The sequence below is a fragment of the Pseudoalteromonas denitrificans DSM 6059 genome, from assembly GCF_900112265.1.
In the GTDB taxonomy this organism is placed as follows: domain Bacteria; phylum Pseudomonadota; class Gammaproteobacteria; order Enterobacterales; family Alteromonadaceae; genus Pseudoalteromonas; species Pseudoalteromonas denitrificans.
Map to the genome: position 1 here is coordinate 1 of NZ_FOLO01000091.1, position 13,255 is coordinate 13,255.

At 37.1% G+C, this 13,255-nt stretch carries 13 protein-coding genes and 1 other RNA gene; 4 read left to right on the plus strand and 10 right to left on the minus strand.

All coding sequences use genetic code 11. The annotated features are described in order from the left end of the window. Positions 1–335, plus strand: a 335-nt coding sequence (locus BM088_RS25965) for an ISAs1 family transposase (protein WP_143085057.1), incomplete at its 5' end; no start/stop codon positions are given. A 340-nt stretch (positions 336–675) separates the two neighbouring features. Here the strand turns inward: BM088_RS25965 and gcvP are convergent. The 4 genes from gcvP to BM088_RS25985 form a co-directional block, all read right to left on the minus strand. After that, positions 676–3,576 carry an aminomethyl-transferring glycine dehydrogenase gene (gene gcvP / locus BM088_RS25970; protein WP_091991721.1) on the minus strand — a complete coding sequence of 967 codons (2,901 nt, stop codon included), beginning with the start codon at positions 3,574–3,576 and terminating at the stop codon, positions 676–678. Positions 3,577–3,808: 232 nt separating this feature from the next. Beyond that, positions 3,809–4,198, minus strand: a complete 390-nt coding sequence (gene gcvH / locus BM088_RS25975) for a glycine cleavage system protein GcvH (RefSeq protein ID WP_091991723.1) — start codon at positions 4,196–4,198, stop codon at positions 3,809–3,811. Between the two features lie 44 nt (positions 4,199–4,242). Then, positions 4,243–5,322, minus strand: coding sequence for a glycine cleavage system aminomethyltransferase GcvT (gene gcvT / locus BM088_RS25980; protein WP_091991725.1), 1,080 nt, complete (start codon positions 5,320–5,322; stop codon positions 4,243–4,245). Between the two features lie 117 nt (positions 5,323–5,439). Then, entirely contained in the window at positions 5,440–6,036 is a 597-nt protein-coding gene (locus tag BM088_RS25985) for an aminomethyltransferase family protein (RefSeq protein WP_091991727.1), read from the minus strand. A 132-nt stretch (positions 6,037–6,168) separates the two neighbouring features. Here BM088_RS25985 and BM088_RS25990 point away from each other — a divergent pair, with 132 nt between their 5' ends. Further along, complete coding sequence (locus tag BM088_RS25990; protein ID WP_091991729.1) at positions 6,169–7,014, plus strand: LysR substrate-binding domain-containing protein; 846 nt, start codon at positions 6,169–6,171, stop codon at positions 7,012–7,014. A gap of 173 nt (positions 7,015–7,187) precedes the next feature. Here BM088_RS25990 and BM088_RS25995 read toward each other — a convergent pair whose 3' ends face one another. The 4 genes from BM088_RS25995 to BM088_RS26010 all read right to left on the minus strand — a co-directional run bounded on the left by BM088_RS25995 (position 7,188) and on the right by BM088_RS26010 (position 11,549). After that, entirely contained in the window at positions 7,188–8,366 is a 1,179-nt protein-coding gene (locus BM088_RS25995) for an FAD-dependent monooxygenase (RefSeq protein ID WP_091991731.1), read from the minus strand. After that, complete coding sequence (ubiH, locus tag BM088_RS26000) at positions 8,363–9,601, minus strand: 2-octaprenyl-6-methoxyphenyl hydroxylase (protein ID WP_245763935.1); 1,239 nt, start codon at positions 9,599–9,601, stop codon at positions 8,363–8,365. The genes BM088_RS25995 and ubiH overlap by 4 nt, the downstream gene beginning before the upstream one ends. Positions 9,602–9,615: 14 nt before the next feature. Continuing rightward, a complete protein-coding gene (gene pepP / locus BM088_RS26005) occupies positions 9,616–10,914 on the minus strand; it encodes a Xaa-Pro aminopeptidase (RefSeq protein ID WP_425439340.1) in 1,299 nt (432 codons plus the stop codon). A gap of 68 nt (positions 10,915–10,982) precedes the next feature. Then, positions 10,983–11,549, minus strand: a complete 567-nt coding sequence (locus BM088_RS26010) for a UPF0149 family protein (protein WP_091991739.1) — start codon at positions 11,547–11,549, stop codon at positions 10,983–10,985. Positions 11,550–11,732: 183 nt separating this feature from the next. Between BM088_RS26010 and ssrS the strand changes: the two genes are divergently transcribed. Both ssrS and BM088_RS27485 read left to right on the plus strand, forming a co-directional pair. Then, a non-coding RNA gene (ssrS, locus tag BM088_RS26015) (6S RNA) lies at positions 11,733–11,915 on the plus strand. 123 nt (positions 11,916–12,038) lie between these two features. Continuing rightward, positions 12,039–12,185: a hypothetical protein gene (locus tag BM088_RS27485; protein WP_177208187.1), complete on the plus strand. Its 147-nt coding sequence runs from the start codon at positions 12,039–12,041 to the stop codon at positions 12,183–12,185. Positions 12,186–12,261: 76 nt separating this feature from the next. Here the strand turns inward: BM088_RS27485 and BM088_RS26020 are convergent, their stop codons facing one another. Then, complete coding sequence (locus BM088_RS26020; protein ID WP_091991735.1) at positions 12,262–12,864, minus strand: pentapeptide repeat-containing protein; 603 nt, start codon at positions 12,862–12,864, stop codon at positions 12,262–12,264. Between the two features lie 87 nt (positions 12,865–12,951). Beyond that, the coding region (locus BM088_RS26025; RefSeq protein ID WP_143085163.1) for a transposase at positions 12,952–13,255 on the minus strand (304 nt) is incomplete at its 5' end.

Below are 13,255 nucleotides of genomic sequence, written 5' to 3' on the forward strand. Positions count from 1 at the left end.
AAGTTCACGATAAATTGGCAGGCACAGATACGACAGAAACACGCTGGTATATTAGTTCATTAGACCAAAATGCAGAGCAAGCACTCAATGCGGTACGTAGCCACTGGCAAGTTGAAAGTATGCATTGGATGCTAGATATGACCTTTAGAGAAGATGAATCGAGAATACGTAAAAAGCAAGGTCCGCTTGTATTTAATGTAATGCGAAAGATAGCTATGGCACTATTCAAACAAGATACAACCAAGTCAGCTAGTATGGCGAGGAAAAAGAAAATGGCAGGGCTAGACGATGATTATCGCTCAACCCTGCTAGAATCTGGGATTAAAATGCGCTAGCCGTGAAGATGTAGACTATTTACTTTGAAAGTTTATTGTAAATATAAATTTAGCTGTTAATGGGAAGATGATGAAAAGTTACAGGCTTTAAGAAGTTATCGAAGAGTAAATTTTTAAATACCTTTGTCTATTTTTTTAATACTCTAGGACAGAAATGACAAATCAGATTAATATCTCCAATAATTCTATTCACCACATTCATGGCATAAAAAAAGCGAACCAACCGGTTCGCTTTTTTACTTAGTCTATTGATAGTTTAGTTAGTCACAATCTCTATTTCGGTCACAACCTTTATTAGAATAGTCACAAACTTTATTATCAGTTACCATCAACAAAAAAATTAGTCTTTATAAGTATCCACTGCAGGACAAGAACAAATTAGGTTACGGTCGCCGTATACGTCATCGATACGGTTAACTGTTGGCCAGAATTTGTTTGCAGCAGCTGCTGGCACTGGGAATACAGCTTGTGCGATTGAATATGGACGATCCCAAGTATCTGTGATGTCAGCAAGTGTATGAGGTGCATTGTGTAATGGGTTGTTATCTGCTGCCCACTCACCTGAACCGACTTTAGTTACTTCGTTACGAATAGATACCATAGCTTCAATGAAACGGTCTAGTTCAACTTTAGACTCTGATTCAGTTGGCTCAATCATGAAAGTACCCGCTACTGGGAACGACATAGTTGGCGCATGGAAACCGTAATCCATTAAACGTTTTGCCATATCAACTTCTGTTACGCCTGTTTCTGCTTTGATTGGGCGTAAGTCAATAATACATTCGTGAGCAACACGGCCGTTAGCACCAGAGTATAAAATTGGGTAATGTTGACCAAGCTTATGCGCTAGGTAGTTAGCGTTAGTGATTGCATATTTAGTTGCATCAGTTACGCCTTTTTTACCTAGTAGAGCAACGTATAGGTAAGAGATACATAAAATACCCGCACTACCGTAAGGTGCTGCTGAAACTGCGCCATTACCAGCTGTTTCTTCATTTACATTAATTAATGCATGATCTGGTAAGAAAGGTGCAAGGTGTGCTTTAACACCGATTGGACCCATACCTGGACCACCGCCACCATGTGGGATAGCAAAAGTTTTATGTAAGTTAAGGTGTGAAACGTCAGCACCAATATGACCTGGTGATGTTAAACCAACCTGTGCATTCATGTTTGCGCCATCAAGGTAAACTTGACCGCCATTGTCATGAACGATGTTACAGATCTCTGCAATTGTTGTTTCGTATACACCGTGCGTAGACGGGTAAGTGATCATGATACACGATAAGTTATCAGCCATTTCCGTTGCTTTAGCACGTAAATCGTCCATATCAACGTTACCTTGCTTATCACAATCTACTACAACTACTTTCATACCAACCATTTGCGCTGACGCTGGGTTAGTACCGTGTGCAGAAGACGGGATCAAACAAATGTTACGATGTGAGTCACCACGGCTTTCATGGTATTTATGAATTGCGATAAGACCTGCGTATTCACCTTGTGCACCTGAGTTTGGTTGCATTGAGATGTTGTCGTAACCTGTTAGTTCTACTAACCAGTCACCTAGCTCATCAATCATTTTTTTGTAACCAACAGCTTGGTCTACTGGCGCAAACGGGTGCATGTTTGCAAATTCAGGCCAAGATACTGGGATCATTTGCGCTGTTGCATTCAATTTCATAGTACAAGAACCTAATGAAATCATTGAATGATTAAGTGCTAAATCTTTGTTCTCTAACTTTTTGATGTAGCGTAACATTTCTGTTTCGCTGTGGTACGAGTTAAATACAGGGTGAGTTAAGAACTCAGATTCACGTACTAATTCAGCTGGGATAGATGTGCTACCGTTTGCAACAATTTGTGCGTCAAGTTCATCTACGTCTAAGCCATGACCTTCACCTAATAAGATATTAAATAAAGTATTGATATCATCACGTGTTGTTGTTTCATCTAATGAAATTGCAACTTGACCATCTACGTCTGTACGTAGGTTAGCGTTGTTTGCTAATGCACGTGCGACTACTTCGTCTTTGTTCTTTCCTTGCGAAGACAAGTCAAAAGTGAGTGTATCGAAGAAAGTGCTGTTTACAGGCGTTAAACCTTTAGCTGTAGTACCCGCAGCTAAAATATCAGCTAAACGGTGAATACGATTAGCAATTACTTTTAGGCCTTCAGGACCGTGGTAAACTGCGTAGAAAGCAGCCATATTTGCTAATAATACCTGAGCAGTACAGATATTTGAGTTCGCTTTTTCACGACGGATATGTTGCTCACGTGTTTGCATCGCCATACGAAGTGCTGCGTTACCGCGTGTATCTTTAGATACACCAATAATACGACCAGGTAATGAACGCTTATGCTTATCACTTGTTGTGAAAAATGCAGCGTGTGGACCACCGTAACCCATAGGCACACCAAAACGCTGAGTAGAACCAATTACAGCATCTGCGCCAAGTTCACCTGGTGATTTTAACATGACTAAGCTCATAATATCGGCAGCTACTGCAACAACACCTTTTTTAGCTTGTAAGTCTTTAATTAAACCTTTTATATCTGTGATTTCACCTGTTGCACCTGGGTACTGTAATAAAGCACCAAATACATCGTGATTTACAGCATCTGCAGCTGGTGCAATAACAAGGTCAAAACCGAACATGTCAGCACGTTGTTTTACTAAATCGATTGTTTGTGGGTAAACATCATCAGCGACAAAGAATAAGTTTGATTTTTTATTTTTAGATACACGCTTAGCCAAAGCCATTGCTTCTGCTGCTGCTGTGCCTTCATCTAATAAAGAAGCTGATGCTAAATCAAGACCCGTTAAATCAATACACATTTGTTGGTAGTTTAATAATGACTCTAAACGACCTTGTGCAATTTCTGGTTGGTATGGCGTGTACGCAGTGTACCAGCCTGGATTTTCTAATACGTTACGTAAAATAACGTTTGGTGTAAGCGTACCAAAGTAGCCTAAACCAATATAAGTGTCGTTAACTTTATTTAAGTTAGCAACGGCTTTTAAATCTGCTAATGCTTGTACTTCAGTTTTGCTTTCTTCAATTGCAGGAAGGTCGGCTAAACGAATATCCGCAGGTACAATTTCATTAATAAGTGCGTCAACTGATTCAACACCAATGTCGTTTAACATTTCTTGTGTTTGTGCTGCGTCAGGGCCAATATGGCGACGAATAAAGTCTTGCTTTTGCTCTAACTGCTCAAGAGAGTTGGCGTTTGACATTAGTCCAGATTCCTATGATACAAATAAAATAATTCACGCTGATTTAATAAATAAAATCAGCTTATAAATGACTTATTTAATAAATTTCAAACAAGTCATTTTTAAGTTTAAATACCAATTATATTAAGGGGTTAACACTTTTCGCCTGTGTATATTAATATAATGAGTATAAATTGTTTATTACTAAAAAAATTAAAGCCCCAAAATGGAGCTTTAAAATTATTAACGAATATTAGTCTTCGTCAATTGAATTTTGGTAACCTTCAGCATCAAGAAGATTAGCAAGCTCTGTCTCGTCAGATGCTTTAATACGGAATAACCAACCATCACCGTATGAATCAGCATTAACTTGCTCTGGTGCATCTTCAAGCTCTTCGTTAATAGCAACAACTTCACCTGTAATTGGTGCATAAATGTCAGAAGCTGCTTTTACTGACTCAGCAACTGCACAATCTTCACCAGCATCAACTTCATCACCAACATCTGGTAAATCAACAAAAACCATATCGCCAAGAAGTTCTTGTGCGTGCTCACTGATACCTACAGTGTAAGTGCCATCACCTTCGTTACGAACCCATTCGTGTGACGTTGCATATTTTAATTCGCTAGGGATATTGCTCATTTTTATGTTCCTTAGTTCAATTTAGGCCTTTAGCCCATAATTCATTAAATTATTGATTTGCCGTTACGTACAAAGCTAGGCTTAACTACTTTAACATCAACTAATTTTTTACGCATTTCAACTTGTGCATTTTCACCAACAGTTTTTGGTACACGTGCAAGTGCAACACTAAAACCTAACGTTGGAGAAAAAGTGCCTGAAGTGATCACACCTTCACCACCTTCAACAATTACTTTACTACCAGCGCGTAAAACACCTTTTGCTTCAAGTACTAAACCAACAAGTTTATCGACACCTTCAGCTTTTTGTTTAACAAGTGCTTCACGGCCAATAAAGTTACGGTCTTCAGGTTCCCAAGAGATTGTCCACCCCATATTAGCAGCAAGTGGTGATACAGTTTCATCCATATCTAAACCATAAAGGTTCATACCTGCTTCTAAACGTAACGTATCACGTGCGCCTAAACCTGCTGGTGCAACGCCTGCGTCTAAAAGCTTCTGCCATAAATCAGCTGCGTCATCGTTATGAACAACAATTTCGTAACCTGCTTCACCAGTGTAGCCTGTTGTAGCAATAAATAATTCGCCAGCTTGAACACCAAAGAATGGCTTCATGCCTTCAACAGCTGCAACTTGATCTGCATTTAAGATTGTAGCAGTTTTTGCTTTAGCATTAGGACCTTGCACTGCAATCATGGCAAATTCTGGACGTTCTGCAACTTCAACAGCAAAGTCTTTAGATACTTGAGCAATCCAAGCTAAGTCTTTTACACGTGTAGCTGAGTTTACAACTAATCGATATTCTGTTTCGCTGAAGTAATAAATGATTAAATCATCAATTACGCCGCCTTCATGGTTAAGCATACCTGTGTATAATGCTTTACCAGGAACCGTTAGCTTAGCAACGTCATTTGCTACTAACGTACGAAGAAATGCTTTAGCGTCATCGCCTTTAACATCAACAATTGTCATGTGTGATACATCAAACATGCCCGCGTCTTGGCGAACAGCATGATGCTCTTCAATTTGAGAGCCATAGTTAATTGGCATTTCCCAGCCGTGGAAATCAACCATTTTAGCATTTGATTCTAAATGCTTTGCGTGTAGAACTGTTTTATTTGTCATAATATTCCTGCACTTTATTTAATATCCGGGTCAAAAACCAAGCGGATTATGGCCTCTAATGAGGGGAATAACATGGGCCGCGATTATACATAAGATATGCATCTGGGGCACATATATTTAATTATTTACGAAACCTAATTTAGTAAACTCTTGTTGCCAATTAGCCAGTTCAGTTGGACTTGCTAATAATTCGTAACCGTTATGCTCTTTTGTGTAAACAGCTGTTACAAATACGCGACCACTTTGGGCACCAAACCTTTGCTGCGAACATGATAAACGTATACCAGGAGTAAATTTAAATTGCTCAACCAGTACATCAAACGCATCATCACCTGATACCAACATAACGGTTAAATCAGAACGTTTAATGATATCAATATCAAAGTCTTCTTCATGTTGAATTAACCACGCATTAAATAACTCAGGATGCTCAGTATTAGCGATTATTCTAAAAGCTGACTCTGAAAAATAATATACATCAAGCATCACTTCAAAATCAGCATTACCCGGGCGTAACTTTGTTTGTAGCCCCATACCAGGCGCAGTTAGCTTAGCAACATCAGCGTCTAAAATGTTACGTAAAAAAGGCAATGCAGCACTACCACCAATATCTAAAACTTGTTTTTGTGGATGGAAAGTAAAGTTATTAGCATTTTTTATTTGTGGTTCAGAACCTAATACATGACTTGCAAACATCGTTGTATTTATGATCATAACAGTGCCTTTAATGCATATTTTAATAATATGTAAAAATTATATTGCTGCATTGAGTCAACAACAAATTGTAATTTTAAATATATTGATAAATAATGCTTATATTAAAAGGTTAATAAATAGAAAATGCTAATGAAAAATATACCAACAGATGCCCTACGTGCTTTAGTAACCGTTGTTGAAGTAGGTGGCTTTGCCAAAGCAGGAGAACTTTTATGCTTGTCACAACCAGCCGTTAGTTTACAAATAAAACGATTAGAAGAGCTACTAGGAAAAAAACTATTTAAAAAACAAGGGCAAAGACAAGTATTAAATCACCAAGGGGAAATCCTTTTACCTTTGGCAAAACAGTTTTTGCAAATGAACGACGCCATTTTACAAAAGTTCAGCTCTGAATTATTAACAGGTAAAGTGCGTTTAGGCATTCCCAGTGAATTTGCAGCCAGCATTTTACCTGCCATTATAGGTGACTTTGTTTCACTTTATCCCGATGTGTCATTAGAAATAAAATCTGAACTCAGCAAACAATTAATGCATATTAGTAATAGAGAGCAGTTTGATTTAGTACTTACCTTAAATGAAGCGTTAGATCAGCAGGAGCACCCTACTTTTATGCAAGACGATTTAGTCTGGGTAGGAGATTTAAATGTATCATCTGATGATGTCATTGCCTTAGTTGTTGCACCTGAAGGATGTATTTATCGAAAACGCGCTATAAATGCCCTTGATAATGCGGGTTTGAAATGGCGTATTGTTTACACCAATGCCGATTTAACAGGTTTAACTGCCGCTTTAAAAGGTGGATTAGGGATCACCGTATTAGCAAAACAAACCGTACCAGCTGAATTAAATGCTCAAAGAAATACGGCCGTATTGCCTAATTTAGGAAAAATAGGCATTAGTTTAATTAAAAAGAATCAACAAGAAGATCAGGCCGTAGACAAACTAGCCGAATTTATTATGTTAAGGCTAAAATAATTTAAATATCTGCGCTGCTTATCGATGATTGCTTTATGCATGAAGTAAGTTTGCGCAGATAAATCTCTGCCTACGCGTAAACAAACAGCGTAGACGGGACTTTAGTCGCGTATATTTATAAGCTCATAAACTCAATGTACATTTGCACAAATAAATCCCAGCCTGCAAGAAGTTTACTTGCCTAATGCACTTTTACCAAATAATTGTTTTAAAGGAGATAAGTTATCCACTAAATTTAAGCCAATGCCACGGATTAATTTTTTAACCGGGTTGTGCCCTTCAAATAACCCTTTTAAACCTTGCATCATGGCAATGTGTGTTTGTGCATCAGACTTACGAGTGCGTTCATATTCGCGTAATATTTTATAAGGCGCAAATTCAGCCTCAACTGAATCAGTCTCTTTACTCAATAAATCTATCAGTAAAGCCGCATCTTTTAAGCCTAAATTCATGCCCAAGCCCGCTAGCGGGTGTATGGTATGCGCCGCATCCCCCATAAGTACTACCCGGTTATCTAACCACTTTTTGCTATAACGCATCGTTAATGGAAAAGCAGCCCTATCACTTACCACTTCACATAAACCACACTGACCATCAAAGTGTGCCATAAGCGTTTTATTAAATTCAATATCAGATAATGCTAATAATTTCTTGGCATGATCCGGTGAAGTAGACCATACAATTGAATGGGTATTTTTTTCTGCAAGAGGCAAAAATGCTAACGGGCCATCCGCTAAAAAAACCTGCCTTGCAATATTATCATGAGGCAGTTGGGTTTTAATGGTAGCGACAATTGCGTGATGATCATAATCCCAAAAAGTGATTGGCATTTTAAATAACTGACGAATATTTGAATTTGCCCCATCACAGGCCACCAGCAATTTAGCTATCATTGGTTGACCATTTTCTAAGGTTAAAAATACATCATTTTGTGATTGATGAATTTGTTGATATTTTGTTTCAAACATCAAGGTCGCTGTCGGCTGGTTATTTAATTGTTTAATGAGTGACTGACGAATAACATCATTTTCAACAATATGACCTAAGTTTTCAGTATCAAAATCAGTGGCATCAAAAGATATTTTGCCAAAAGAGTCTTGGTCTCTCACTTGCATTTTTTGATAGCTTTGCGCTCGTGTATCAATAATATCTTGCCAAACACCTAGTTTTTCAAACAATGATTGGCTAGCAAGACTTAAAGCACTGACCCTTAAACCAAACTCAGGTGCAATTTCAATGTCACCCGAGGCTGAATCTAATACCACAACATCAATACCTGCTTTTGCCAGACCTAATGCAAGTGTTAACCCTATGCACCCAGCACCAACAATACATACCTGTGCTTGCATCATTGTATTTTTTCCTTAATAAATTCAGGTTTAACTTTTCCCATGAATTGTTTTGCTAAAGGTTGTTTTAAATCAGAAAACAAATCCAAAGATACAAGACCTATACTGCGAGCAAGTGCTAACATACGAGATGAGTTTGAAAATAACCTCACTAATGAGTCTGTTAAAGTCAAAACGGTATCAAGATCTTTTTTACGTTTCAGTTCAAAATTACGTAAAGCTTCAAAACACCCTATATCTTTATTTTGTTGTAACGCTAATTTCACTTCAGAAACTAAAGCTTGGATATCTCTTAAACCTAAATTAAAACCTTGTCCAGCAATAGGGTGAACCAAATGTGCAGCATTACCTATAACTGCAACCCTATGCTGTACTATTCGTTCAGCTTTACCTAAAGCGAGTGGATAACATGCCCGCATGCCCACCTGGGTAAACTTTCCGGCGCTAAAACCAAAAGCAGCTTGTAACTGAGATATAAATTCTTTTTCAGGCAATGCACGTAACGCTTTAGCCTTCTCAGGATTTTGACACCAAACTAAAGAATATCGATTTTGATTCATAGGCAATAATGCCATAGGCCCATATTGAGTAAACCTTTCAAAAGCTTGATTATTATGACCTGAAGATACCTCAATATTGGCTATGATGGCATCTTGTTCATAAGATTGTTTTTTAAAGTCAATATGTAATAAATCACGACTCACAGATTGCCCACCATCGGCAACAATAACTAATGCACATGATAATTCAAGACCCGACTTTAATGCTATATATGCTGTTTCAAGAGTAAAGTTATGTTTAACAACACTGTCAGGACACAATAAGCTAATGTTTTTTGTTTTAATGAGCTCATTATGTAACGAGTGACCAAAAGGTTTTACTTCAACAACATAACCTAAAGCATCAAGTTGATATTCTTGAGCCGTTATTTTTGTTTTCCCAAAATGGCCTTTATCAGAAACGTGCACTGTTTTAATCGCTTCACAATATTCAACATTTTCATTAAATAAATTAAATGTTGCAAGATATTGTGCCGACTGCTGCGCAATTGCAATGCTACGATCATCAAAGCTAGGTTGGCTTTGATCCGTTGCCGGTATTGCTTCAACAACAGCAATGCTTAAATTAGGGCATGACCTAGCCAGGCACAAAGCAGTTGTTGCCCCCACTAAGCCCCCCCCTATGATCACAATATCAAAATGGGTTTCTGATATTGAGGTTTTAGATAACTCTTGCACTTTAGCTCCTGCAATTAAGCCATTAACTTTTCGATTTCATCGATTGTTTTTGGCAAAGATACCGTTAAGTTTTCATGCCCTTGAGCTGTGATCAGAATATTATCTTCTATTCTAATGCCTATACCTTTAAATTGCTCAGGAGCTTGTGAGTCTTTAGCAACATAAAGACCTGGTTCTACGGTTAAAACCATACCGGGTTCAAATACTCGATCTTTTTCATCTAATTTATATTCACCCACATCATGAACATCTAACCCTAACCAATGACCTAACCCATGCATATAAAAGGCTTTATAAGCTTCCTTTTGAATAAGTTCATTAAGTTCACCTTCTAATAACCCTAAATTGATCATGCCTTGAGTCAATACTTTAGTTGCAGCGACTGATGCTTGCTTTAGCGTAAATCCCGGTTTGTAATATTCAAGGGCAGCTAATTGTGCATCTAAAACTAATTGATATAACTGTTTTTGTGCTGGTGAAAATTGACCACTAACAGGAAATGTACGTGTAATATCAGCGGCATATCCTTCAAGTTCACAACCAGAATCAATTAAGACTAAATCGTTTTCCTTCAGAACGTCTGAATTTTCGGTGTAATGCAAAATATTAGCATTATCGCCTGATCCCACTATTGTGCCGTAGGCTGGGTATCGCGCACCATTCATTGCATAATGGTGATGCAACTCAGCCTCTAATTGAAATTCGAAAGCGCCCGATTTAGAAAATTTCATGGCTCTTATATGGCTTTGAACACTGATTAAAGCAGCTCTACGCATTAAATCGATTTCATTTTCAGATTTAAATAAACGCATTTCATGTACTAAACTACGTACATCTTTAATAATAGCGGGTGCTTTATAACCTTTTTTAGGTCCGCCTCGTAATGTATTTAATAACTGCCAAATTTGTTCATCAAAGTCAGCATAAGTTCCCTGGCCATAATAAAGTACTGAATGGCCATTCACTAAGGTTAACAAAGTATCTTTAAGTTCAGACAGTGCATAAGTCTGATCAAATAAATACTGATCTTTTGCTTGTTCTGGGCCCACTCTTCTACCACACCAAATTTCAGCAATTTTATCTTTATTACGGCAAAATAATGTACTTTGATTTTCTAAACTAGGCGATAAAACTAAAACAGCTTCAGGCTCTAAAAAACCAGTTAGATATAAAAAATCGCTATCCTGACGAAAAGGGAATTCGGTATCTCGGCTGCGCGTTAACTCAACGCCAGCGGGAATAATCGCGATTGAGTTAGGGTCCATTTTTTGTAATAAATTATCACGACGGGTTTTAAATTCAGTTATGTCCATTATTGTCTCAAAAGTCTTCGTTTAAAAAATACCACTTTGTGGTTTAGATAATAATATGCAGTAATTTTTTAGTGCAGTGTTTTATTTTCAGGTGTGATTGTTTTTTGACCTTTACCTAATTCAGCAAAACATAAAAGAGTTGAAATACGTGCATATTCAATTATTTCGTATAGTGCCTGTGCATCTTCTTCAGTTTCATCAAAGTGCGTATCTAACTTGCTGATTTCAGTAAAGTCTGTGATCACTTCTTTGACGTCTTGCGATAATTTACCATAATTTTTTTGTTTTAAACCAAAGCCTAATAAAAACCCCGAAATCCAAGCAACTAACGCATTCGCTTGATCGGCTTGTGACTCATCTTCATTTGGTAAATAAATTTCAAAAGAGAGATCATCTTTATCTAAACTGGATGTTACTAATCGATAAAAGTCAGCAAAAAAGAGCTTTAATTCACTATTAAATTTTTGCCCTTCATTAAATACATCACTCAAAATCTCTAAATATTCATCACTTTGAATATCTAGCCCACACGCTAATAAACCACTGATCACGCCATGTACTTCCGAAGGCATTATATGAATATCATTTTGCTCTAAGACTTGCTGGGCTTCTTGGTAATCTTCAATTTGACTCATAACGAATGTTAAACCTGGTTTGATATTCTGAATATAGATTAATGCTACCACTGGCCACATAGCAAAACCACTAAATTGCAGTACCTTGAATAAATAAACAACCATTTGTCTATTTAAACTGCATTCAGATCAATTTTTTGAAAAAAAACGTAGAGGTTTGCTGTTACTCATATATACTTAATTTGTTCCCTGTGATGTTGGCGTACAAGTTACGTCCCTGAGCCGATAAACTTTTTACCAGGAATTCAGTTTAATTTTCTATTGAGCAAGCTTGGCATGTACCGAGAAGCCTACGGAAAATATCTGAGCTCCGACCTGAGCCATTGGGTTCAGGACCAATACTTGAAACCGCATCTTGGGGAACACCTTCAATTTAACTTCTTTTTCTTGAACGCTTCTATTTTAATCAATAAAACAATTGACTTTATTAATGCTTTTACAGTAACTTAGGTACAAATTAAGCATCTACAACAAATCATGGAGCCCACAATGAAGTTAAAATTAAATAAAAAGAAACTTAAAAACCTGTCAAATGATAATAAAACTTTACCAGCAGAAATGACCCCTAATGTCGCCGGAGCAGGTCGCCCAACACGTACGTGTAATGGTTGTGGTGTTAGAACACATAATGCTTAAATAACACATGTGTATAATAAAAATCACATCAAGAAGATGTTCCTTATTATACACTTCATTTATTTTCCTCTCAGCGCTAATCAACTAAATTAATACCCAAAGAATCTAATAACCTTATCGCTTCTAATCGACAAAATGTCGCATCTGAAACCTTATTTTTATTAATATTGATATCGTAATTAATAGCACCATTAAATTTAGCTCCAGTCAGGTTTGTATTTGAAAACAAGCTATTGCTCAAATCTGTATCCGTAAAATTAGCCTTACTAAAATCAGCTTCACGAAAATCAACATCATGTGCCCTACATGCATTAATTTCTATTTCAGTTTGATTTAATCCATAAAAAGAGCAAGAATTAAGCATGCTATCTTTAAATTTCAAAGCAGAACTTAAAGCTAAATCTCGCCAATAAGCTTTGGTCCAATCGACCCCTGATAACTTGCAATTATTAAATACAACATCTGAAAACTTGCTGTTATTTACTGATAATGCATTTAAATTACATTTTTCAAAGTAACACTCTATAAAGTGGCAGTTTTTAAAGCTGGCTTCGCTCAAGTCACAGGCTTGAAAATGGCAAGAATCAAACTCTTTATTTATGAATGTTGCTCCTTGATGATTTTCACCTTTAAAAATTCGATTGTAGAATTCGTCCTCACCACTGTTTAACTCTGACATTAAAATATAATCTCTTAAATTGTAACAATAATTAACCTTTCCTTATTGTATTGCTTTTATTTAATTCGACTAGGGGCTGTTGATCTTTCACATTGGCAGCCAAATCATTGCACACGCCAGTGCTAGCATACTTTCAAACTGTAACTTTAATTTATCATACCTTGTAGCTATAGCACGGAAGTGTTTCAGTCTTGCAAATGCATTTTCAACTAAGTGCCTATATTTATATAAGCACCAATCTATATCTCCATTACCCGTTTTTGAGTTCTGCTTTCTGGGGATCACAGGGCTTGAATTTCTCTCTCGAACTTTACTTCTAATCGCTTCACTATCATAGCCTTTATCCGCGATAACAAAATCACCTTGAGGCAATAATTCAATCAACTCATTT

Bases quoted from the DNA above. Each gene is read 5' to 3' on its own strand.
- gcvT (WP_091991725.1), bottom strand. From the start codon at position 5,322: ATGACAAATAAAACAGTTCTACACGCAAAGCATTTAGAATCAAATGCT.
- BM088_RS25985 (WP_091991727.1), bottom strand. From the start codon at position 6,036: ATGATCATAAATACAACGATGTTTGCAAGTCATGTATTAGGTTCTGAA.
- gcvP (WP_091991721.1), bottom strand. From the start codon at position 3,576: ATGTCAAACGCCAACTCTCTTGAGCAGTTAGAGCAAAAGCAAGACTTT.
- BM088_RS26010 (WP_091991739.1), bottom strand. From the start codon at position 11,549: ATGAGTCAAATTGAAGATTACCAAGAAGCCCAGCAAGTCTTAGAGCAA.
- BM088_RS25995 (WP_091991731.1), bottom strand. From the start codon at position 8,366: ATGATGCAAGCACAGGTATGTATTGTTGGTGCTGGGTGCATAGGGTTA.
- BM088_RS26020 (WP_091991735.1), bottom strand. From the start codon at position 12,864: ATGTCAGAGTTAAACAGTGGTGAGGACGAATTCTACAATCGAATTTTT.
- BM088_RS27485 (WP_177208187.1), top strand. From the start codon at position 12,039: ATGAAGTTAAAATTAAATAAAAAGAAACTTAAAAACCTGTCAAATGAT.
- gcvH (WP_091991723.1), bottom strand. From the start codon at position 4,198: ATGAGCAATATCCCTAGCGAATTAAAATATGCAACGTCACACGAATGG.
- pepP (WP_425439340.1), bottom strand. From the start codon at position 10,914: ATGGACATAACTGAATTTAAAACCCGTCGTGATAATTTATTACAAAAA.
- BM088_RS25990 (WP_091991729.1), top strand. From the start codon at position 6,169: ATGAAAAATATACCAACAGATGCCCTACGTGCTTTAGTAACCGTTGTT.